Below are 23,912 nucleotides of genomic sequence, written 5' to 3'. Positions count from 1 at the left end.
TCATTTTAATAAACGTTGTTATTATTTATCGTTATTCATGACTGCAACACTATTAGAAAACGGGCAGGCACTCGGACACAATAAAACAGCCCCAACATTCTGCAATGCGGAATAGCATTTTGCAAGCCCTATAAAAGTCGCTAGTATCACTTTTACTAATTGAAAAATAACTGAGCTATATGGCCCTCGCTGAACGATTAGCGAGCGTCATTCTCCCTGCTTTCTGCCTGCCATGAGTGAGGTCACTTTTATCAACCCCCTTCCTCATACAGCTCTAATGGAAGGCCGTCTGGGTCACTAAAAAATGTGAATTTTCTATTGGTATATTCATCTACTCTAATTGGCTCAACATCCACTCCTTGAGACAAAAGGTAAGCTTTAACTGATTCAACTGACTCTACATTAAATGCCAAATGTCTTAAGCCTAAGGCCTCAGGAAAGCTCGGTCTGTCTGGTGAATTAGGAAATGAAAATAATTCTATTTGGCCGCCATTAGGTAGTTTAAGATCGAGTTTAAAGGAATCTCGCTCTGCACGGTAATTCTCAGCGATAAGCTCTAAACCAAGAATTGAAACATAGAAGTGCTTGGATATTTTATAGTCTGAGCAAATAATTGCGGCATGATGAATGGATTTGAGCATTTAATCTCCTTGGCAGAGCAACGTTTTGCATTTAGGGAGTATGAACTTTTTTCAGCCATTAGCCCGTGAGTAAAAATCCAAGCGTTATGCACTAGTCATGATTATTCTCGAACGCTCTAACAACAAATATTTTAATTAGCTCTGCGAGCCCATTTCGTTCTGATCTATTTAACAAAGAACCAGCTCGTTTAATATATTCTAAAAGGAGGGCCATAGTCACAAGTATTAACGGAGCATAAGCTAGTAGATTACCTAAATCAAAATAAATGCACACGGCAAGGAATCAAATGTAGCCGACACGAAAACATACATTTGATAGAATTTAATTCCGCCAAGCGAGCTCATTATGATATCTTAATAAGCATTGAATATCGCTAAACTCCACGATTGAAGCCATGCTAATTAAAGCCAAAAATGATTAAGGCCCCACGTTGGCTGTCTCCTCTGTGTCTTGTCATTGTTTTTTTTGCGACGCTGATAACAGAATGGACTGGCTATCAAGCACCTGCCCGGTTAGCCATTGTAATGCTAGCGCTGTTTACTCTGCTCGAATGGAAACACTTAGATTTAACGGCGAAAGTGATCACGATGATCGCAATCAGCTTAACCCTAACATTACTGTCGTTATCACAGATATCCTTTTATCAATTAAGCATGCTGTGTGGCAGCGTAGCCTTTTTTGCGTTCTTTTTAATTGCATTAGGCTTGTTAAAAGAAGCAGCATTAAGCTCCAGATCAGTCAATTTAACCGGTCTGGCACTGCTTCAGCAGCAACCTGTTAGACGTTATGCGTTACTTACTTTTGCTAGCCATTTATTAGGCATACTAATGAGTCTCGGCGCGCTCAATTTGTTGGGCACCATGATCCAACGTAGTCTATACGACAATAAAGATACCGTTGATGTTCGTGTCATCAGCGCAAGGCAGCGTCGCATGATGTTAGCGGTTCTGCGTGGGTTTTGCAGCATACCACTTTGGGCGCCAACTTCAGTTACGATTACGCTTTTAGTCACTACCATTCCCAACCTACAGTGGATAGACATCATGCCCTACGGCCTGTACATGACCCTCGCTATCCTTTTGTTTGGCATTTGGCTCGATCATGTCCAAGCGCCGAAATATCTGAGTCATCTAGTACCCGCTATTTCAAATAATTTATCAGATTTGAAAGTGAGTTACCCCATCGCGATCGTTGTGGGCTCATTGACATTGCTGTCTGGGCTACTCATGTTTAGCACACCCTTACGCCCTATTTCTGCGGTATTAATTAGCGCGCCGATAGTGAGTATAGCGTGGATATTTGGTCAGTTTTATCGCGACCGCGGCAAACAAAGCGCGCTGCAACTCACCACAAAGCGTTTTACATCTGACATATTTTTTAGACTGTCGTTACAGCGTTCGGAAATTGTGTTTTTTGCAGGTTCAGTGCTGATTGGCCGCCTTTTATTGACGGTGCTAGATCTCGACTGGTTTGCACAGCAAATAGCGTATTTAAATATGTCTGCTGCGCTAGTATTTATTTTTTCTTCTTGGATGATTTTTATCGCGGCACTTTTGTATGTTAACCCGATGATTTCCGTCACATTGGTAGCAGGTGCTTTATCGCAATTGCCTGGTATCGGAAGCATGCCTGTTACTATTGCCTTAGTCATGATGGTAACTTGGGCGGTTGTTATAGGCATTTCCCCCACAACTACCTCGGTGCGAATTAGCGCGAAAATCACCGGCATCTCCACCTTTAATATGGGAATTAAGTGGAACGGGCTATACAGTTTACTGGTACTCGTCATCTTAGATTTTTTCATTTTCATTTTTGTGTAAAAAAGTAGGTCTTGAGTACATTTATGGCTTGATGTTTTTTGGCTTTTTTGTTCCACTGTGCGGAACGGTATTATCTTAAACGAGAATTAAAATGATCAGAGATACGCAAATGTTGAATCAATTTCTGCATAGTATTTCAAAATTCGTAAGAGAGCGCTTGGTCCCTGCGGAAAATGAGGTGGCCGAGAACGACGCCATTCCTGATGATATCGTTCAAGAAATGAAAGATATGGGCTTGTTTGGCATGACCATCCCAGAAGAATACGGTGGCTTAGGGCTAACCATGGAAGAAGAGGTATTAGTTGCCATCGAATTAGGTCGTACATCTCCGGCCTTCCGTTCGCTTATTGGCACTAACAATGGCATTGGCTCTGCCGCTATTGTGTTCGACGGCACAGAGAAGCAAAAACAAAACTACTTACCGAAATATGCCTCAGGTGAACTTATCGGTTCTTTTTGTTTAACAGAGCCGGACGTCGGTTCTGACGCCGCTGCAATAAAAACGACGGCAGTGAAAAAAGGCAACGAATACATCATTAACGGCACTAAGCGTTATATTACCAACGCACCTCGAGCCGGCACATTTACCGTAATGGCTAGAACTGACCCCGCAATTAAAGGGGCAAAGGGCATTTCTGCCTTCATCGTTGATGCCTCAACGCCCGGCATTACGCTCGGGCCTAAAGATAAAAAGATGGGCCAACAAGGCTCACATACCTGCGACGTCATTTTTGAGGACTGTCATGTTCCTGCCGAAAATATTATCGGTGGTGTTGCGGGTAAAGGCTTTATCACTTCTATGAAAGTACTCGACAGAGGTCGTCTACATATTTCAGCTTTAAGCGTTGGTATAGCTGAGCGCTTAATTGACGATGCGCTTCGATACGCTATAGACAGAACACAGTTCGGTAAACCTATTGCAGAACACCAAATGATCCAAGTCATGCTAGCGGACAGCAAAGCCGAAGCTTACGCGGCGAAATGCATGGTGCTAGATGCGGCAAGGCAAAAAGATTTAGGTAACAAAATCACTACCGAAGCCTCTTGCTGTAAATTGTTCGCCACAGAAATGGTGGGAAGAGTTGCTGATAAAGCCGTGCAAATACATGGTGGCGCGGGCTACATTTCAGAATACGCCGTAGAAAGACTTTACCGAGACGTCAGGCTATTTAGGCTTTACGAAGGTACGACACAAATTCAACAAATGATAATTGCCAGAAATATGGTTAAAGACATTCAATAAATTAAGTACAACGAAGGGTTTGCAAAATGAATTTAAATTTCAGCACTGAAGAAACAGACTTTCAACAAGAAGTACGTCAATTCTTACAAGACAAACTGCCAAAAGACATCGCAAAAAAAACCAAAGATGGCTTACATTTATCGAAAGATGAGTATGTTCAGTGGCAGCAAATACTCCATGCTCAAGGCTGGTCTGCGCCTAATTGGCCGGTAGAACATGGCGGAACAGCTTGGACGCCAACGCAAAAATACATTTTCGCGAATGAATGTGCCAAAGCCGGCGCTCCCGACGTTATTCCATTTGGTTTAAAAATGGTTGCACCTATTATTTACACCTTTGGCAACGAAGAGCAAAAGCAGCGTTTTCTACCCGATATATTAGCCAGTAATGTGTGGTGGTGTCAGGGTTATTCAGAAACTGGCGCAGGCTCTGACCTTGCAGGCCTAAAAACCACAGCAGTTAGGGATGGAGATGAATACGTAGTTAACGGCACCAAAACATGGACTACTCTAGGTCAGTATGCTGATTGGATATTCTGTTTAGTGCGAACGGGCGCGCCCAGCGCAAAAAACCAAGAGGCCATCAGCTTCCTACTGATTAACATGCACGACCCCAAGATTACGGTTTCTCCTATTGTGCTAATTGATGGAAAGCCTGAAGTAAATGAAGTCCATTTTGATGGTGTCCGCGTTCCGGCAGAAAATCTTATCGGAGTTGAGGGTCAAGGCTGGACATATGCAAAAATACTGTTGAGTCATGAGCGCACTGGTATCGCTCGCGTTGCTTTATCAAAGGAACGCTTGGTGCAATTAAAAGAATTGGCTCAGGGCTCTCCTGATGGCGCGAATAAATTACTAGATGACCCTATCTTTGCGCAAAAAGTAGCGGATGTGGAAATCAACTTATTAGCCTTGGAGTATACAGAATTACGAACACTCTCAGCAATCAGCACAGGTCAAGCACCAGGGCCAGAATCGTCCATCTTAAAGATTGTTGGCACACAAGTTATTCAGGCCATCGATGAGTTATATGTCGAAGCAGCCGGCTACTATTCAATGCCATTTGTTCCGCACCAGTTCGAAGATGATTTTGAAGGTCAGCATATTGGTTCTGACATGGAAGCCAACACTGCATTACGTTACTTCAATAATCGCAAAGCATCCATTTATGGCGGCAGTAACGAAATTCAAACTAACATTATCAGTAAAGCCGTTTTAGGCCTTTAACATTGCATTAGGAGTTTATTATGGACTTTTCATTAAGTAGCGAACAACAAATGATCCAAGATAGCGTGTCGAGGTTTATTCTCAACGATTACGATTTCGATACACGCCGAAAAATACTTAAATCAGAAACAGGCTACAGCCAAAAAAATTGGGATAAGTTTGCCGAACTCGGTTGGCTAATGCTGCCATTTACCGAAGAAGACGGTGGTTTAGGCGGCTCTATGGTCGACCTTATGCTGGTGATGGAAGAATTTGGCAAAGGTATGGTAGTTGAACCCTTCATCGCAACCGCGGTTATGGGAGGCGGCTTAATTGCTGCAGCCGGTAATCAAGAACAAAAAGACGATTACTTGCCTAGAATCATGGCTGGTGAACTACAGATGGCTTTCGCTTATGCAGAACCGCAAAGTCGCTATCATTTAAATAACGTAGCAACAAGCGCCACTGAAACAAGCGGTGAATATGCTATTTCAGGTCAAAAATCGGTAATATTAAACGGTAATCATGCTGACATATTAATCGTTGCGGCACGAACATCTGGCGATCAAAACGATAACGACGGCATTAGTTTATTCCTTGTTGATGCAACTCTCCCTAGCGTAAAACGAACAGGTTATGCGAATGTCGACGGTCACCAAGCGGCGGATATTTGGTTTGAAAATACCCCAGCACTAGGACTACTAGGTGAAAAAGGCAAGGCGCTACCAGTCATCGAAACCATTATCGATAAGGCCACATTAGCAGTTTGCGCCGAAGCTGTTGGTGCCATGCAAGTTGCGCATGCACGTACCTTAGAATACGCGAAAACACGTAAACAATTTGGCCGCACTATCGGGTCTTTCCAAGCAATACAACACCGACTGGTCAATATGTTCATGGAGCACCAGCAGGCTAAATCTATCCTGTTAATGGCAGTATTGAAAATGGACAGCAACAACGGCAGTGATGCGAAAGCATTATCCGCAGCGAAAAGTCGTATTGGTAAAGCGGCTAATTTAGTGGGTCGTGAAACAATACAAATCCATGGTGGTATCGGTATGACTGATGAGATTGATGTCGGTCATATATTCAAACGTTTAACCACCATTCAATTTTTGTTTGGCAGTACTGATATGCATACGAAACGTTTTGCATCGCTATAATTGACCCGGTAAATAAGTAATCGGATAACAAACTGGCTAAATGCGTAACCTGAGTTGCGCACTATTAGCTTTGTATCAACATGAATGGATGTATATATGGCCGCTTCAAAACTCACTTACTTATGCGCAGGCGTTATGGCGCTTTTTCTTACTGCTTGTGCAAACGAAAAAGTGATTAATACTGCGTCACCCGATACCTTGCGAGTTATAAGTCAGGGTGAAATTGTAGGTTTTGAAGGCGAGTACGGTAATCATGCTTGGATCGGCATCCCTTTTGCGACTGCCCCAGTAGGCGACCTGCGCTGGAAAGCACCGAAGACAGCGCCAGCATTTGACGCGACGGTTTTTGAAGCACTAGAGCATGGTTCGCCATGCTCCCAATATGCAGGAGGATTGGGCGGTGTGCCGGGCGAGCCAGGCACCGTGAGCGGCAGTGAAGACTGTTTGTATTTGTCAGTCTATGCACCAAAACTGTCTGCGGCTGATATTGAGCAAGACAATAATAAATTGCCTGTTATGGTTTGGGTGCATGGCGGCGCGAACAAAGAAGGCACCGGTTCACTATATGATGGTTCACGAATTGCGGCGGAGCAAAACGTTATTGTCGTTAGCATCAATTATCGCTTAGGCCCATTAGGTTGGTTTTCACATCCCGCGTTAAATGAAAATGGTACTGCCTTAGATAAAAGCGGTAATTACGGCACATTAGATATTATTCAGTCACTTAAATGGGTGAAAGAAAATATCGCCGGATTTGGTGGGGATGCTGACAACGTTACTTTGTTTGGTGAATCTGCGGGCGGCTTTAATACCTATAGTTTAATGTTGAGCCCCATAGCCAAAGGCTTGTTCCATAAAGCCATTTCGCAAAGTGGTCGCCTAAGCTTGAGCTCAGTCGATGTTGCTGCAAATTTTGTTGAAGATAAGGGCGACGAATTTTCATCTCAACAAGTGGAAATTTACCTTCATGCTATGCAAAAGCCAGATAGCGCAAGTAGCAATGGTATTAAAACAGCATTGCTTAACAGCTCAAATCAAGAAAGAGCGACATTTTTAAAAGGAATGAGTACCGCTGAGATTCTAGGTGCTTATCAACAAAAAGGGAAACCAACTAAAGCCCGCAACCCAGATTTAATTGCCGACGGTTTTGTATTGCCACTGGGCGATCCCGCCGAGCTGTTTGCCGACTCGACTAAGCATAATAATGTGCCATTGATTGCCGGTACTAATAGAGATGAAAGCAAACTTTACCAATTTAAAAATCCTGAGTTAGTAGATACCTATTTAGGGTTTTATTCCATCGTAAAAGACCAAAGCAAATATGATGCACTTGCTGAATATCCTTCGCGTATGTGGAAATTTAACGGTGTAGATAATTTTGCCGCAGCACTGAGTCAATCAATGCCAGGAAAAGTCTGGGCCTATAGATTCGACTGGGATGAACAAGCTAGACCCTTAGGCATAAAGATTGATCGATTGATCGGTGCAGGTCACGGCATGGAAATCCCTTTCGTGTTTGGGTTTACGGATAAAAGTGAGATCTGGCAACAAATGTACAATGAGGACAATCAACAGAGCCGAGAAGCGCTTTCAAAACGCATGCGCAACTACTGGGCCGAGTTTGCCTATAGTGGAGACCCATCGAAGGGTTTAGATGAAAAAGGTGTCAAATGGTTGCCTTGGGGCACTTCGAATCCGCAGTCAACACCAAACTCTGATAAGTATTTAGTGTTAGATACTGAGGCCGATGGCGGCATACGCATGGACAACAAAGTAGTGACGCTGGACTCCATCGAGAAAGACTTGCTAGCGGATACCCGCCTACCTGACGCTAAAGACAAGTGCAGTGTGTTTGCAGCGCTTGTTAAAGGCAAAGATACTCACTGGCCAGAATCCGAGTACAAGGACAAGGTTTCTGGCGAATGTGCAATGTTCCCTCTGCTTGAAGACTGATTATTTTATCCAAACACCGGAATCGTTATTTTTATAACCTAAAGCGCGATAAGCAGCGTCTATTAAACTCTGACCGCGATCATTCAGTAATATACCATTGCCCATTTGGGTCATGGTATAACTGAAAGCTAAGCCACATTCAGGATCTGCAAAACCAATAGAACCACCCGCACCGACGTGACCAAACGCTTGGTCGCCTAGAATGACCGAATGGCGATTTGCCGCATTACGCAGATTCCTATTATCCACAGACTTCATGAAGCCCGGCCCAAACCGAGTAGGCTGTAGAAGTGTAAAATCTTTCTGCGTTGCGGTGGACACCATGCTCATACTTTTCAAGCGTTCTGGCGATACAAGGCTACCGTCATTCTTCGCTAAGGGTTCATACATCGCCACTTGACCGCGCGCATTAGATATTCCACCTGCACCACCGATTTCGGCTCTATAGGCCTCAGGGTCATCCGGCTTCCATCCTCCTGTATTAAAATACGATAGTGCCTGAACCGAGGTAGGCTCGGTCATTAACTTGAGACCAAAATCAAGTATTAGGTCATCAGGTTTTGGCACATAAGGGATCATCGGAGCAATAGTACGGTCGAAGTTATCGGGAATACCAATCCAGAAGTCAGCGCTGGTAGGACCCGCCACTTCATCAGCAAAAAAAGTACCGAGTGATTTGCCCGAGACTCTGCGAACCAGTTCACCAACGGTCCAACCGAAGCTCACCATATGATAACCGTTGCGAGTACCTGGCTCCCAAAACGGTTCCTCTTCTTCCAACCGTGAAATCATGTAATCCCAATCATAAAACCCGCCGGGCTTTATCGGCTCACGAAATGCCGGTAGGCCACTCTCGTGATTGAGCATCATGGCAACGGTTGTATTTTCCTTACCATGTTTACCATACTCAGGCCAGTAGTCGGTCACCAGCGCGTTCGCATCAAGCAATCCTCTATCAATTAAGATGTGTGCACATAGCGCAGTAGCCGCTTTGGTGCACGAGAACACGATAGATACTGTATCTTGCTCCCAAGGCTCACCTGTTTCACGATTTGCGACCCCACCCCACAAATCCACCAACGTCTCGCCGTTCACACTGAGGCAAACTGAAGCGCCTGACTCCCCTCTTTCAGAGAAATTGCGCTCAAATTCGGACTGTAGCTCGGCAAATTTTGGGTTGCACTGACCATTTACTGATGTAGGCATTGATTGTCTCGATTAGTCTAGTTGATGATAAAAAACGCATGCTTTGCATTCATGACTTGATAATGGAGTTCTCAGCAAATCCACACAAGTTACTCAAGGTGGAGATAATTAATCCCACCAAGGATAGAAGTCTGGCATGTCGGTAGACGATTTTGAACTAAAATTAGGCTCTCGTTTTTCAAGAAACGATTTTACGCCTTCTTTGCCATCCATCTGGCTCGCATAGAATATCGCTAAAGAATCAACGTTGTGCGCCTCTCGCGGGGTTTCAGCTGCGGAAAGTCTGAGCATCATTTGTCTTGCCAGAGTAATGCTTACTTGGGATTTTTTGGCTATGCTGCGCGCAAGTGTGTAGGCGGCCTCCATTAACTCTTCAGGAGCATGAACACTGCGCACAAAACCACTTTCTTTTGCTGTTTTCGCGTCAAATATCTCACCAGTATAAACCCACTCTAATGCTTGGCTAATACCTACTATTCTAGGTAAGAACCAGCTAGAACATGCTTCCGGCGTAATCCCTATTTTTTCAAACACAAAGCCTATTTTTGCTTTCTCTGAGGCCAAGCGAATATCCATAGCGGCTAACATAGTTGCACCAACACCGACCGCAGCTCCATTAATAGCTGCAATCACCGGTTTTTTACAATCATAGATACTTAAATTTACCGTGCCGCCCGTGTCGCTAACACCAGGAATGACATCACTTGCCTGCATGTCTGCAAGCGTTGGTTTTTTACTTTCATCCAAACCAAAAACATTCCCTTCACGAGTGAGGTCCATACCGGCACAAAAGGCCCGACCATTTCCGGTGACAACGATAACGCTGACATCGTCATCGTCACTAGCGCGATTAAAGGCATGTATCAACTCATTGGCCATATCTACGGTAAATGAATTCATCTGTTCAGGTCGATTTAAACTCAAGGTTAAAATTAAATCCTGGACCTGATAATCAATCGTTTTATATTGCATCTAGTAACTTCCCGCTTTGATGTTTTTGTTATTAATTGGCCTAAATCAGCTATCAGATTTGGCGAATTCGCTCGCATATTTCTTCTGACAAGCAGCAATGGCGCCGTGATATTCGATGACGAGTTTATCGACTAATTCCTTCGTGCTGAGCACTTTATCGATAGAGCCCACGCCCTGACCTGCAGACCAGATGTCGCGCCATGCTTTTTTCTCGGACTTATTTTCGCCGGCTTGAGGTGTATGCTCAATATCCAGCTCTGCGCCAAAATCTAAGTCAGCTTTTGGAGTCAAGTCAGAAGGGTCAATACCCGCATCCACAATACTCTGACGAATAAAATTAGCATTCACACCTGATATTTTGGGTGTGTACAAAATATCGTTGGCACTACTATTAACAATCATATCTTGGTAATCGTCCGCAATATTAGCTTCCGTTGTAGCTAGAAAACGTGTGCCCATGTAGGCCATGTCAGCGCCCATCATTTCAGCTGCAGCCACATCTCTGCCATTCGATAAACTGCCTGCGAGTATTAGCGTTTTATCAAAAAACTGCCTAATTTCTGCTACCAGTGCGAATGGATTTGTACTACCAGCGTGCCCTCCAGCACCGTTACAAACAGCAATTAAGCCATCAACACCCGCTGCAGCTGCTTTTTTACCGTGTCGTGCGTTTACCACATCGTGAAACACCAAACCGCCATAGGCATGCACAGCATCAACGAGTTCAGCAACGGCACCCAAGGAAGTAATAATTAACGGCACTTTATGTTTAACACAAATGGCTAAATCTGCTTCCCAGCGCGGATTACTTCGATGCACAATCAGATTCACGCCAAACGGTGCCGCCTTTTTTCCTGTTTGCTTTTCCCAGTCTGATAAGCGTGACTGGATCTCAACTAACCATGCTTCAAAGCCCTCGCTTGTACGTTGATTCAGCGCCGGAAAGGTGCCCACAATTCCAGCTTTGCAACTTTCTATAACAAGCTCAATACCGCTTGCGATAAACATAGGAGATGCAATAAGTGGAATGCGCAGACGGTGCGTAAACTCAGCAGGAATAGTCATAAAATCTCCAATAGAAAAAACGTTAATATTGTGTCGTTTTGCTTATTCATCGACCTAAAATGCCGCGTGCTATCACTTCTTTCATGATTTCTGAGGTACCGGCATAAATCGTCTGAATACGCGCGTCACGATAAAAACGAGAGATTGGATACTCATCGGTATAGCCGTAGCCACCAAACAATTGTAGACACTCGTTTATCAACGACACCTGCATTTCTGTTGCCGCTAATTTTAGCATTGCGGCATCGGTTACGGTCATTTCATCGCGTTGATATTTGAGCATGTGTTTTTCTAAAAGTGCGCGACATAATTCTAGGTCGGTTTGGCACTGTGCTAACTTAAAGCGCGTATTTTGGAACTGCGATACCGATTGGCCGAATGCTTTGCGTTCCTTTACATACTCACAGGTTAGGTCTAACGCGCCTTGAGCATGACCAATTGCCTGCACCGCACAGCCGAGGCGTTCACGCGGTAATTCTTGCATTAAATACACGAAACCTTTGCCTTCTTCGCCGAGTAAAGCGTCGGCTGGGATGCGCATATTTTCAAAAAACAATTCGCCGGTATCGCTGCTGTGCTGACCTATTTTTTCGATTGGCTTGCCTGTAGAAAAACCAGGAAGACTAGTATCAACCAAAAACAAAGAGATACCTTTCGAGCCCGCATTAATATCGGTTTTTGCACACACAATAATCATGTTGGCTTCGTTGCCATTGGTGATAAAGGTTTTAGAACCATTCAATATATAATCATCGCCGTCTTTTATGGCTTTAGTGCGAATATTAGCGAGGTCGCTGCCTGCACCTGGTTCGGTCATAGCAAGTGCGGTTAATACTTCGCCTGTCACCATGGCGGGTAACCAGCGGTCTTGTTGCTCTTGGTTACCAATGTGCAGCAGGTAAGGGGCGACAATATTTGCGTGAATATTGTATCCTGTGGCTAGAGCATGCAGATTCAAGCGACACATTTCTTCTTGGATCATTTGGCACACATCAAAACTAGCGGCTGCGGCACCATACTTTTCTGGAAAATCCACCAGCAACAAACCCGCGCTGCCCATCGTATTCCACATTTCGCGAGGCATTTTGTGGTTCTTTTCCCATGAATCGTAATGAGGCACGACTTCCTGCTCTAAGAAGCGCAAAACCATATCACGAAACATTTGTATTTCTTCGCTGTTGTTATCTTCTGTTATCGACATTACTGCGGACATAGTAAACCTCGTTGTTGTGTACTTAAAAAATAATCACTTACCTATCAAGTATTGACAAATCGACGCTCACTAGCAATGAGAAATAAAGTCATTTATTTAGCAAATACGGACATATTTATTTGATTCCTCGCTGAAAACTGCTTTAATAACTTAATATATTGTTAAAAGCGGACATAAATGTCACTTGAAAATAACTTCGTAAACCAGCATACCATCGCCAGTTACTTTGCTCGAACACATCTGCGTAACAGTATTTTGCTGGGAGGCAATGAACAACAATTTTTAGCCCGCGCTGATCTGAAGCCAGCCCAGTTGGAAGAGGAGCGCTCTCGAGTATTACCCAAGCAATTGGCGAGTATTGTGCAAAGTTGTTGGCGAGTAGGTGGTGATGAGTTTTTGGGTTTTACCGAGCAGAAAGTCAAAATTGGCATGTTTAGCCTATTAGCCGACCGCTTGATTAACTGTAAAACGCTAGAGGAAGTTTTCACTCATACAGCCACCTTTTATAATATAACTGGCGACCAATTGCGATTTACGATGAATAAACAAGGCACGCAAGTGTCAATTACGCTAAATCCAAACTTTAAACCTAAGAGTCAACATTCCTCGCCGAATAGCTTGTTGAGCGAACTATTATTGTTGGTTTGTCATCGATTTTCTAGTTGGTTAGTTGGGCAGGTTATCCCCTTGCTCATGGTCGAAATGCAGCACGCAAAACCCGCGCATCATGAGGAGTACAGATTAATGTACCCCTGCCCTTGTAGCTATGAAAACAGCAGTAGCGCCCTGTTATTTGATTCAAAATATTTGAGTCTGCCCGTGGTTCGAGACAAGGAAGAGTTAATGGCGTATCTGAAACAACTCCCACTGCAATGGTTTAAAAAGCAATCTTATTACGACACATTCAGTGCGCAAGTAGTGCGACTATTGGAGAGCGCTGCATTAGACAACGAATCTAATTTAGACATGGTCGCAGCCAGACTAAATATGACCGCAAGAACCTTGCGTCGAAAATTGATTGCAGAGGGCATTCGCTTTCAACAATTGAAAGACAACGTTAGGCGAGACAAAGCCATCAGCCTGTTTGAGCAGCCTAACCTGTCCATAGCGCAAATAAGTATAGCCGTCGGTTTTACGGAACTGGCGACTTTTTCTCGTGCTTTTAAACATTGGACGGGCGTATCACCGAGCACTTATCGTAATTATCGTGGCTTAATTTTGTAGTAAGCGCTTTTACAATCCAACATGGCGTTTAAATGCTTCCCACGCATAAAAGGTTTTCAGAGCGGGTCGACGAGCAAATGCAAGAGGGAACTTTTGCAGCGGGGACTGCCAAAACGGCAGATCTGGTAACTTCTCTGGCGCGCAGTGCATTTGCGCAAGGCGCTTACCAGCTTGAATAGAAAAAGCCAATCCTGCACCGCAATAACCGCCGCTATATAGTGTTTTAGTTGCTTTATCATGATAAACGCGTGGATAGTCATCGAAGGACACGCTTACCCACCCACTCCAAAAGGCACTGATCTTGATGTTGTGTAAACTCGGAAAAGTTGCGACTAAGCCATTTTTTAAGGCGTCTCGGTATTTAGCATGACTTGCTTGTTTCCCTTCAATCGCCCCTCTGCCGCCAAATAATAAACGATTATCAGGAAGGATACGGTAGTAATATTTTAATGGTCTGGTATCCATTACCATCAAACCAATCGACATGCCGACATCATTTAGCTGCTGTGGTGTCAGCGGCTCAGTGACAATAATACTGGATATAACAGGGAAAGTGCGGTCCTTGAGCCCATCATGCAAATGCCTTTGACCATATCCATTGGTCGTTACAATGAGGGTATTTGCAGTAATTGAGGCCGTCTCAGTTCGCAGCACGTGCTTTTGATTAACTCTCTGACAATCTAATATCGCGCTATTTCCAACGATATTAACCCCAGCACTTGCGGCTTTTTTTGCAATGCCTTGGCACAATAACCAAGGATTAATGCCAAACGCATTTGGGTAGTAAATACCACCGTAGGCTTTAGTACCCGATAAATACTTTGTAGTAATGTCGTGTTCCGAAAGTGATAAAATTGAATCCCCATAATCCGCGGCCAACTCTTGTGCTTGCTCATGCAGTCCCTTTACCAAGCTCGGTTTATGCGCCAACTTTAAGTAACCACCTGCTCCGCGCTCGCAATCAATACCTTCATCGATGAGCTGGTTAACCGAATCAATTGACTCGAGATATTCTGCATAAATAGCTTGGCTAACAGGTTTCCCCCAGCGCTCCCGCATTTGTTTAACACTTAATCTCCCCGTGCCGGGTAATACAAAGCCACCATTGCGGCCGCTGCAGCCCCAGCCTGGTTGATTAGCCTCAATCACAGTGCATTCAATACCGTATTGCTCAGCTAAGCTTAAAGCACAAGATAAACCGGTATAGCCACCACCTATGATCACAACGTCGGTTTTATGTGAACCTGACAAGGGTGAATAAGCGTCAGCAGACTTGCCCGACACCCAGAAGCTATCTGGCTGATTCTGATCGCTGGGTGGCGCTTTGTCGACGAGCGGATCGTACATTAGGAGGGCAACTTATTAAAACGAAGTATCATTTCGGCGGCTGTGCAAATGCATAAAGCACCGCATACCGGGCATTCGTAGTTATCTTCAATGCTGTGTTGCTGCCATTTGTTAGGGTGCTTCTTCACTAATTCACCTCCACAAGCTGTGAAATAAGCAAATGCTGAGTTACCTGGGCTAGCCAACCAAATATGGGCAACACCTGCAAGCGCTCCCTGCTGCTGAGAGCTTACGATTGATTTCTTTAATAAGGTCGAACCGACGCCGCGTCCTCTCATTGCAGAGTCCACCGTGTTGCACTTTAAATAACAAACCTGCTCTTTAGGCACTCCCCAATCGGTTGGCGAACACCACTCATCCGCTGTCCATCGATCGGGCGCGACGGTAAGACGAAACCCGATTAAGTATCCATCTGCGGTATTTCTCGCTACAGTGTCAGTAGAAACAGTTTTTTCGTCAGTCGGTAATACAGCTACCCAACTTGCGTTGATGTTGTTTGACCAACTGCGTTCGTATAAATCAAGTAAGCTGCTTTTATCTAAATAATTATCACCGTGCACCTGATTACCTAAATGGATAATTGCTTCAAAATGCGCGGGTGACAGTTGTATGTAGTTTATTGTCATGCTTAGAGCTCACTCGAGTATGTATACGGGCTCTACTTCTTATAAAAACGGAGCCCAACCTTCAGCACTATTATTTTAGCGCTTTGTATAGAAAGTCGCGTACCGTCTTTATGTACATTGCCTCATCGGCTGACATAGTTGCATGACCGGCGTCTGGCACGATAACGGTGGTCGCATTTTCAATCATATTTGCATAGCGATGGCATGTTCGAGGGCGCGCTTCATCAAACTCGCCACAAATTACTAGGCTTGGTACGCTAATATCCTTTAATTTGTCAGTAATATCATAGTCTTTCAATGTACCATAGCCGTTAAAATCGGTAACGCCCCACATCGTTACGTACATCTCATCGTTACCAGTAGGACCATCATCGCGATAACTAGTTGTTGAACATGGGTCAGTGCGGCACATATGGCGGGAATAAAACAGGTCGACTGCAGCTTTAAATTCAGGATCGTCCAATGAACCAGCAAAATCATTCTTTTTGAGCACAGTCTTAGCTTCTAGCGGCAGTTCATCTACCCAATCTTGATTATCCTTGTTCCACTGGGGTGTTGAAATTAGTGGACTAGAGAGGATCGCAGCCTTTAAACCGCTCGGGTTTCGCGATGCATACTCCGCTGACAATGAGCCACCCCAGCTATGACCAGCTATGATGATTTCATCGAGACCAAGCGCTTGCCGAATATGATCAATCTCGTCAACAAAGCGTTTTACATTCCAATTTCTCTGATCACCCGGTCGTTCAGAGTTGCCTGAGCCTAGTTGATCATAAAGAATAACTGGGTAAGTATCTGATAACGCCACATAAGGCATATTGCTTCGGTGGGTACCACCAGGGCCGCCATGCATCATAATAATTGCAGGGCTTTTACCCAAATGCTGCATGCCGTTTATACGATACCAAATTCGACCACCGTCAACAGCAATGTAGCCTGCCTGCTCAGGGTCTTGATGGGCAAACACACTCGATTGCAAAGCGAGCCATAACAAAGCAGTCATTGCTGCAGTAATTACTTTATGCATAACAAACCTCAACTTTGCACATCATTGTCAAAACTTTGGTTTTAGCAACCTTCAGTGCTTTGGCCTAGTTTCTTTTTAGTCGCAATACAAGCTTCTTTAAGTTTTGCCGCTGCCGCTACTTTTGCTGCTTCAGCTTCTTTTTTCGTTGCTTCTATTGCATCATCAGCTTTAGCTTTAGCGTCATCTAAAGCATCGGCTGCATCATCTTTCAACTCTTCAGCTTTTTCTTTAGCATCATCTAAAACATCAGCTGCTTCGTCTTTCAATTCTCCAGCTTTTTCTTTGCCTGCTTCAAGCATTTCTTCAGACTTTTTAACTGCTTCAGTTTTCATTTCTGAGGCATCTTTTTTCATTTCTTCAGCAGATTCTTTCTGACCTTCAGAGCATCCGGCTAAAGTGATCGTTGCTGCAAGCATAGCCATCATTAATTTATTTTTTAGTAACATTTTACGTTTCCTTGTCTTGTATTGAAGAGAACTTATATTGTAAAGAATTATTGTCGAAGAACATAACGTTAATAGGCCTATAAAGCGAGTGTTGTTTCATTTGTATGTCGTTATTATTCTTATTATTGCAAGTCATTCGAATAATGCATCCTTTCGCTACGCGTAATATCCTCCTAGTGCTTATTGCACTGTGATAGCGATAATGTATCATTTGAAGTCTTTCATAATAATCAAACAAATAATGGTGATAACGACTATGAGTAGATTACTCAAATGGCTGGCAGTGCTCAGTGCTTTAGGATTCCCACTTGCGTTAATCGGATTTAGAGTAGGTCTGTATGAATTTGGAACCGGCTTTAGGATATTGAATTACACGTTTTATTTGGCGGCCGCAGTATTTGTAGTAGGCATTGTCTTGTTTTTAATGCATCGGAAGGCTAAACCAGATAGCAGCCGAGGCGCTATTATCGCAGTGGTGATCAGTTTAATACCTATCATAGGCTTGGGCTCTCAAGTATTTGTGGCAAGAACAGTTCCAGCAATTCATAACATTTCTACTGATACTGTGAATCCTCCTCAGTTTAACGCTGTCGTTGCGCTTCGCGGCGAAGGCACGAACCCATTAGAATACAAAATTGAGAATGGCGATCTCGCTGAAGTACAGAAAAATGCCTACCCAGATATCAAAACCATTACTGCAAACATTAGTGTGCAGAATGCCTTTGATAAAGCGGTGAATATTGCCGAAGATTTAGGCTGGGAAATTGTCAGTAAAGATCAAGCTAGTGGCATTATTGAAGCCACACAAACAACTACATTGTGGCAGTTTAAGGATGATATCGTCATTCGAATTCGAGCAAATACACAAACGCCCGATTCGACAGACATAGATTTACGTTCAGTATCACGAATCGGTCGCAGTGATCTGGGCGCTAATGCTAGAAGGATTCAGCATTTTATAGACCAATTCAATAGCTAAAAATATCCGCGAATAACGGATGAGGACTATAACAGTCATTGCTATCGAGCAATCAGCACGGCCTTATTTTCAAGGCCGTTTTAACGTTAGAGCTGACTGTAAGGTTTTCCATGTTCATTTCAGCCTGACGCCTTTGCAAAATTGCAATCAAGAGAAATAATAATGGGCAGTTGGTGCAACAATGACAGATCGCTGCATATTTATTTGAAAGAATAATCCATTGCTATAGGTCTACTATTTTAATCGAAGTATCGCGGCAGCGAGGTTTTCATCTGATCACTTGAATGGAAACAGCGTAATAATATTTTAAACATTTTGTACCATTCACCACTTACTACGGATTTATCAAATATGCGAAGAAATGCGTCTCCACAGCGTCACTCAACTGTTGCGTTGTCGGTCTTGCTTTCACTTTTTTGTTCTGCCACCTCGGCTCAGCAAACAACTGAAGATTCAATTGAAGTTATCGAGGTTACGGGTAACAACGTTAATCAGAGTTTAATGTCGCCCAAAGAGGCTGTAATTAATGGACCTTTTGGGGATGGTTTAGCATTAAAGGATATTCCGCGTTCGGTAACAGCAATATCGGCTCAAATGATGGAGGCTCTGGACATTACCACCCTGCAAGATATTTTAGCGGTGAGCCCTAATACCTATGCTGCGACAGGCTTTGGTGCGCCTAGCCTACCCACAATCAGAGGGCAATTAGGTGAATTACTGCAAGACGGCGTAAGGCGCCAGGCTGGAAACAATGGCTTTGGTGTACCGCTATCATTTAACGCTATTGAGCAAATTGACGTAGTGAAAGGCCCCACCCCAGTATTATTTGGAACGAGTCAGCGCAACGGTGGATTTGTAAACCTGCAGTCCAAACTCGCTTCAATCACGCCACAAGATAGTCAGTTTTCCTTTTCAGCCGGCAGATGGGACAGCTACCAAGCTCAGATGGATATTTCGAGGGTGTTAGTTGAAAATAAAAGCGGTATACGCTTGAGCTATGAGCGCATAGACAACGGCGATTTTTATGATTTTAGCTCGCATCAAAGCGACAGCTTATATACTGCACTTCGTTTTGTGCCCGACAATGTAAGCACATGGGATATTAATTTCGAATATTACGACGTGCAGTTTACCGACAACGCTGGCATAAATCGGCCTACGCAAGATCTTATCGACAATGGCGTTTATATAACAGGTCAAGGCGTTCAAGCCAACGGCAGCTTAGTCCCAGGCGCTGGCGCAGTCATTTCTCCCACAGGACAAGTCGTTATTGACAGAAGCCGAGTATTAACCGACCCCGATAATATTAATACAGCGACGACTTACCTAATACACAGCATCTATAAGCGTCAGCTTAATGAGCAAACAAGCCTTAAAAATACAACTTATTACCAACACCTTGAACGTGAAGAAATAGCGCAAAATAGCTTTGTTGAAATTATTGATGGCGCCAAAACTGCGCAAAACCGTACCGAATTAGCGTATGACTGGAGCGATAAGCAGCAAAGCATATTCGCCGTCGATGTTCGCTATAACAGTGTTCTCGGTTTTAGCCAATTTACTACCGAAGCGGATGCGCCCATCGATCTGACAGGTCCAATTACGAATCGACGGATCCCCCTGACCAATGCGCAAAAAGCACGTTTGGTTGAATTACGTCCGGGAGTGTTTGTTTCACCCGGCGGGCAATATGATATTAATGATGACGGCCTGGGTGACTTTTCCCTATCAGACACCACTGATTCAACTAGCTGGCAAACCGGTTTGGCCGTGCAGCACGACAGTAAATGGAATGACGAACTAAGCACAAGTGTAGGCTACCGACTCGATTACTATGATGTCGAGGCTCGAGACCCGATTGCACCTCAGGGGCAACTTGCGGCCTCCGACAGCATTAATGACATCTTGCAGTCTGGGCAAATTAGCGTGAGCTATGCTATCACTCCGTCGTTAACATCCTATATTGCCAGCACTTACAATGAAGCCACGTCGAACAGCATGGCAGGCGGAAATACGCTGGGTGGTGACAACTTAATTAGCGAACTCAATTTTGCTACCGACAATACCTTGTTTGAGGCAGGCTTAAAATATGCGCCCGATGAAAGCAATTGGTATGTTGATGGCGCTTGGTTTAATCAAAAGAGAAGCTTGCGAAACCGTGATGGTAGCAATACAGGTATTCGCGCAACAGGCTTAGAAGTACAAGCTTTTTATGCGGCAGAGCGCTTTTGGTTAAGCGCCGGTTATACTTATATCGATGTGCGTTACGACAATAGTGGAACCAGCCAAGAATCTCGACAAGTAGCTGATGCCTTCGATAACTCGCGCCCTGATATTATTCAAGGCACAGCAGTAGGCTCGCCTAACTTTACACCATTTGCACCTTCAACTAGAAGAGTACAGGGGATCCCTGAGCAAAGTGTGGGACTGAGCGGCGGCTATAATATCAAGGATAACTGGACTGCAGGATTCTCGAGCATTTATACAAAAAGCTATCCTTTGGACTTTTTGGCGACAGTGATGATCCGTGACCAATTTACCCTCGATATCAATACGCGGTATATGCTTAACGAAAAGCTGGCGCTTCGTTTTGCAGTGAATAATGTCACTAATGAAAAAAATTGGCGCCCTGTTTTCGAAGGCGGATTTTTTGGTCCAACCTTAGTGTTTCCAGAGTTACCCATTCATGGCGAAGTTAAGCTGACCTACTCATTTTAAGGAAACGTTTACGTGTTTAAAAAAATTACCATCGTCGCTGTTTTAGCGGCGTTAATCGCAGCGTTTTTCTACTTCGATTTAAATACTTACCTTACTTTGGAAGGTCTAAAAGGCTCCATCGATGATTTCAGGCAGTGGCGTGACGCCTCCCCTGTTCTCGTATTAGGCGGGTTCTTTTTAATATATGTCACGGCTACTGCACTTTCATTACCAGGCGCCGCCATACTAACCCTTACCGCTGGTGCGCTCTTCGGCTTGGTTGAAGGTTTGCTTCTTGCCTCTTTTGCTTCAAGCTTAGGCGCGCTCTTAGCTTTCTTAGTATCTCGCTATATATTGAGAGATACGATCAAAAGAAAATTTCCTGATCGTCTGGCTTCGATAGACAAAGGCATAGAAAGAGAAGGTGCCTTTTATCTGTTTACACTGCGCCTAGTGCCGCTGTTTCCCTTCTTTTTAATCAACCTGCTAATGGGCTTAACAGCGATTAAGTCATGGACGTTCTATTGGGTGAGTCAAATAGGCATGCTGGCCGGCACCTTTGTTTATGTGAACGCCGGAACGCAGCTTTCTCAACTCGAGAGTTTGCAAGGTATCTTATCGTTCGATCTTATCCTTTCCTTTGTTTTGTTGGGCATTTTCCCACTGATAGCCAAAACAATTATCAGCGTAATAAAGAAACAGCGCGTTTATAAAGGCTGGAAAAAACCAAAGCACTTTGACCGTAACTTAATTGTGATCGGCGCGGGTGCGGGCGGTTTAGTGACCAGTTATATTGCCGCCGCTGTGAAAGCCAAAGTGACGCTAATTGAAGCAGGAGAAATGGGGGGCGATTGCTTGAACTATGGCTGCGTGCCGAGTAAAGCGATTATTAAAAGTGCTAAAGTAATCAACCAATTTCAGCAAGCTGAAAAATACGGCCTAGACAATACCAATGTCACCTTTTCGTTTAAAAAAGTAATGCAGCGTGTGCACGAGGTCATTGCAGAAATAGCGCCTCATGACAGCGTTGAACGCTATACTGAGCTAGGGGTGGAAGTCATTAAAGGTTACGCCGTCTTTGTTGATCCTTGGACGGTAGAGATTTCGCTAAATGATGGCAGCAAACAGCGCTTGAGCGCACGCAATATCGTTATTGCCACAGGGGCCCGCCCATTCGTTCCGCCCTTACCCGGCATTGAGAATTCTGCGTACGTTACCAGTGATACCATGTGGACAGAATTTGCAAAACTGGAGGAGGCTCCTAAGAAGCTAGTTGTTCTGGGCGGCGGTCCTATTGGTTGTGAGCTTGCTCAAGCATTTGCGAGACTAGGCTCTGAGGTTTCGCAAATTGAACTTGCCAAACGTATCATGACGAAAGAAGACGAAGAGGTTTCTGAGTTTGCAATGCAAAGCCTGCGAGATAGCGGCGTTAATGTGCTAACCGAGCATGAAGCATTGCGTTTTGAACAGCGCGATGGCAAGAAATTCATCATAGTGAAGCACGACAAAAAAGAGATTTCGATAGAGTATGATCAATTGATTTGTGCAGTTGGTCGCGCAGCGCGTTTAGAGGGCTATGGTTTAGATACTTTGGGCATCGAGTCTGGACGCACAATTAACACCAATGAGTTTTTAGAAACCAAGTACCCGAATATTTTAGCGGCTGGCGATATCGTCGGGCCTTATCAGTTCACACATGTAGCATCTCATCAAGGTTGGTATGCAGCGGTCAACAGTCTATTTGGGCAGTTTAAAAAGTTCAAGGTAGACTATCGCGTAATCCCTTGGGTTACCTTCATCGACCCCGAAGTTGCGCGAGTAGGCATTAATGAGCAAGAAGCCATTGAACAGCAAATCGAGTATGAGGTAACGCGTTACGATTTTGAAGAGCTCGACAGAGCCATTACTGAAAGCGCAAACAAAGGCTATATCAAAGTTATTACATCAAAAGGCAAAGACAAAATCTTAGGTGTAACGGTAGTTTCAGAGCATGCAGGCGATCTAATCGCTGAATTTGTGTTAGCGATGAAACACGGCCTTGGGCTTGAAAAAATCTTGGGAACTATTCATAGCTATCCAACTTGGGCGGAAGGTAATAAATATGCAGCCGGTGAATGGAAACGAGCGCATGCTCCCGAGACCATTTTAAAATTACTTGAAAAATATCATACGTTCAGAAGAGGATAGCATTATGCATAAATTGACAAGTTCATTAGCTAACACCTCAGTCATGAAAGGCTATGCGATAGCCAGCATTATTGTTCTGGCTATGTTCACCTCCGTTATACAAGCAAAGCCGCTGCATGAAAACTGGAATACATTGCTGACTCAGCACGTGAGTCCAGTCGATAAGGGCCATAGTACCTCTGTAGATTACAAAGGTTTTTTAGCGCAGCGAAGTCAGTTAAAGAATTATCTTAAAGAACTCGAGCAGATCAGCCAGTCCGACTTCGATAAGTGGAGTGACAATAAGAAACTAGCGTTTTTAATCAATGCTTACAACGCGTGGACCGTAGAGCTTATCTTAACGGAATATCCTGATCTTAAGTCAATCAGGGATTTAGGTAGCTTTTTTCGATCGCCTTGGGAAAAGTCGTTTATTCCTCTTCTCGGTAACACGTACAGTCTTGATGACATCGAACACGAACTTATAAGAGGCGACAATAAGTATCAAGAGCCGCGTATTCATTTCGCGGTCAATTGTGCCAGCATAGGCTGCCCCGCGCTGCGTGAAGAAGCTTATGAAGAGAGTAAGCTTGAAATGCAGCTTGAAGAGCAAACGCAACGATTCTTGTCAGATAAAAGTAGAAACTATATACAAGGTAAGCAACTGTATTTGTCGTCAATATTCAAATGGTACAAGGGCGACTTCGAAAAAGGTTTCAGAGGCGCCAACAGCCTAGAATCATTTTTGCTGCTTTATCCGGAGTCACTTAAACTAAGCGAAAATGAACGCACCACTCTAAAAAACAATGACATGGAAATTGACTTCCTAGACTATGATTGGCAATTGAACGATGTAAAAAAATAGGCTGACTTTCCTTGCCGATTATACAAAATAAGCGCCCACTATTTAACACTCCC

19 protein-coding genes are annotated in these 23,912 nt (G+C 44.1%); 10 read left to right on the top strand and 9 right to left on the bottom strand.

What is annotated here, in order from left to right; all coding sequences use genetic code 11:
• Positions 1-251 precede the first annotated feature (251 nt).
• Positions 252-641 (bottom strand): SMU1112c/YaeR family gloxylase I-like metalloprotein, encoded by a 390-nt coding sequence (gene gloA2 / locus GNIT_RS00530; RefSeq protein WP_014107144.1) that lies wholly within the window; start codon positions 639-641, stop codon positions 252-254.
• Positions 642-1,055: 414 nt separating this feature from the next.
• Between gloA2 and GNIT_RS00525 the strand changes: the two genes are divergently transcribed.
• The 5 genes from GNIT_RS00525 to GNIT_RS00505 all read left to right on the top strand — a co-directional run bounded on the left by GNIT_RS00525 (position 1,056) and on the right by GNIT_RS00505 (position 8,026).
• Positions 1,056-2,462: a hypothetical protein gene (locus GNIT_RS00525; protein ID WP_014107143.1), complete on the top strand. Its 1,407-nt coding sequence runs from the start codon at positions 1,056-1,058 to the stop codon at positions 2,460-2,462.
• A gap of 109 nt (positions 2,463-2,571) precedes the next feature.
• Complete coding sequence (locus tag GNIT_RS00520; RefSeq protein ID WP_238526922.1) at positions 2,572-3,705, top strand: acyl-CoA dehydrogenase family protein; 1,134 nt, start codon at positions 2,572-2,574, stop codon at positions 3,703-3,705.
• A gap of 26 nt (positions 3,706-3,731) precedes the next feature.
• Positions 3,732-4,931 carry an acyl-CoA dehydrogenase family protein gene (locus GNIT_RS00515; RefSeq protein WP_014107141.1) on the top strand — a complete coding sequence of 400 codons (1,200 nt, stop codon included), beginning with the start codon at positions 3,732-3,734 and terminating at the stop codon, positions 4,929-4,931.
• 20 nt (positions 4,932-4,951) lie between these two features.
• A complete protein-coding gene (locus GNIT_RS00510; protein ID WP_014107140.1) occupies positions 4,952-6,073 on the top strand; it encodes an acyl-CoA dehydrogenase family protein in 1,122 nt (373 codons plus the stop codon).
• A 96-nt stretch (positions 6,074-6,169) separates the two neighbouring features.
• A complete protein-coding gene (locus tag GNIT_RS00505) occupies positions 6,170-8,026 on the top strand; it encodes a carboxylesterase/lipase family protein (RefSeq protein WP_014107139.1) in 1,857 nt (618 codons plus the stop codon).
• On the opposite strand, the gene GNIT_RS00500 is transcribed toward GNIT_RS00505, so the two are convergent.
• From GNIT_RS00500 to GNIT_RS00485, 4 genes are all read right to left on the bottom strand, one after another.
• Positions 8,027-9,232: a serine hydrolase domain-containing protein gene (locus tag GNIT_RS00500; RefSeq protein WP_014107138.1), complete on the bottom strand. Its 1,206-nt coding sequence runs from the start codon at positions 9,230-9,232 to the stop codon at positions 8,027-8,029.
• A gap of 108 nt (positions 9,233-9,340) precedes the next feature.
• The gene (locus GNIT_RS00495) at positions 9,341-10,204 is read right to left on the bottom strand and encodes a crotonase/enoyl-CoA hydratase family protein (RefSeq protein WP_014107137.1); all 864 of its coding nucleotides are present in this window, start codon (positions 10,202-10,204) and stop codon (positions 9,341-9,343) included.
• A 45-nt stretch (positions 10,205-10,249) separates the two neighbouring features.
• Positions 10,250-11,269, bottom strand: a complete 1,020-nt coding sequence (locus tag GNIT_RS00490; protein WP_014107136.1) for an NAD(P)H-dependent flavin oxidoreductase — start codon at positions 11,267-11,269, stop codon at positions 10,250-10,252.
• Between the two features lie 46 nt (positions 11,270-11,315).
• Positions 11,316-12,482, bottom strand: a complete 1,167-nt coding sequence (locus GNIT_RS00485) for an acyl-CoA dehydrogenase family protein (protein WP_014107135.1) — start codon at positions 12,480-12,482, stop codon at positions 11,316-11,318.
• 177 nt (positions 12,483-12,659) lie between these two features.
• On the opposite strand from GNIT_RS00485, the gene GNIT_RS00480 reads away from it, so the two are divergent.
• Complete coding sequence (locus GNIT_RS00480) at positions 12,660-13,706, top strand: AraC family transcriptional regulator (RefSeq protein WP_014107134.1); 1,047 nt, start codon at positions 12,660-12,662, stop codon at positions 13,704-13,706.
• 9 nt (positions 13,707-13,715) lie between these two features.
• Here GNIT_RS00480 and GNIT_RS00475 read toward each other — a convergent pair whose 3' ends face one another.
• The 4 genes from GNIT_RS00475 to GNIT_RS18305 all read right to left on the bottom strand — a co-directional run bounded on the left by GNIT_RS00475 (position 13,716) and on the right by GNIT_RS18305 (position 17,152).
• Positions 13,716-15,053, bottom strand: a complete 1,338-nt coding sequence (locus GNIT_RS00475) for an NAD(P)/FAD-dependent oxidoreductase (protein WP_014107133.1) — start codon at positions 15,051-15,053, stop codon at positions 13,716-13,718.
• Positions 15,053-15,679, bottom strand: coding sequence for a GNAT family N-acetyltransferase (locus GNIT_RS00470; RefSeq protein ID WP_014107132.1), 627 nt, complete (start codon positions 15,677-15,679; stop codon positions 15,053-15,055). Before GNIT_RS00470 ends, GNIT_RS00475 begins: the two co-directional genes overlap by 1 nt.
• Positions 15,680-15,749: 70 nt before the next feature.
• A complete protein-coding gene (locus tag GNIT_RS00465; protein ID WP_014107131.1) occupies positions 15,750-16,706 on the bottom strand; it encodes a proline iminopeptidase-family hydrolase in 957 nt (318 codons plus the stop codon).
• A 41-nt stretch (positions 16,707-16,747) separates the two neighbouring features.
• Positions 16,748-17,152 (bottom strand): hypothetical protein, encoded by a 405-nt coding sequence (locus GNIT_RS18305; RefSeq protein WP_014107130.1) that lies wholly within the window; start codon positions 17,150-17,152, stop codon positions 16,748-16,750.
• A 256-nt stretch (positions 17,153-17,408) separates the two neighbouring features.
• On the opposite strand from GNIT_RS18305, the gene GNIT_RS00455 reads away from it, so the two are divergent.
• The 4 genes from GNIT_RS00455 to GNIT_RS00440 all read left to right on the top strand — a co-directional run bounded on the left by GNIT_RS00455 (position 17,409) and on the right by GNIT_RS00440 (position 23,859).
• Positions 17,409-18,131: a DUF1499 domain-containing protein gene (locus GNIT_RS00455; RefSeq protein ID WP_014107129.1), complete on the top strand. Its 723-nt coding sequence runs from the start codon at positions 17,409-17,411 to the stop codon at positions 18,129-18,131.
• 351 nt (positions 18,132-18,482) lie between these two features.
• The gene (locus GNIT_RS00450) at positions 18,483-20,849 is read left to right on the top strand and encodes a TonB-dependent receptor (RefSeq protein WP_014107128.1); all 2,367 of its coding nucleotides are present in this window, start codon (positions 18,483-18,485) and stop codon (positions 20,847-20,849) included.
• Between the two features lie 12 nt (positions 20,850-20,861).
• A complete protein-coding gene (locus tag GNIT_RS00445; protein ID WP_014107127.1) occupies positions 20,862-23,015 on the top strand; it encodes an FAD-dependent oxidoreductase in 2,154 nt (717 codons plus the stop codon).
• Between the two features lie 4 nt (positions 23,016-23,019).
• Positions 23,020-23,859 carry a DUF547 domain-containing protein gene (locus GNIT_RS00440; protein ID WP_014107126.1) on the top strand — a complete coding sequence of 280 codons (840 nt, stop codon included), beginning with the start codon at positions 23,020-23,022 and terminating at the stop codon, positions 23,857-23,859.
• The last annotated feature ends 53 nt before the right edge of the window (positions 23,860-23,912 follow it).

The sequence above is a fragment of the Glaciecola nitratireducens FR1064 genome (assembly GCF_000226565.1).
GTDB classification, from domain to species: domain Bacteria; phylum Pseudomonadota; class Gammaproteobacteria; order Enterobacterales; family Alteromonadaceae; genus Glaciecola; species Glaciecola nitratireducens.
This window is presented reverse-complemented; position numbering and strand designations above follow the sequence as displayed.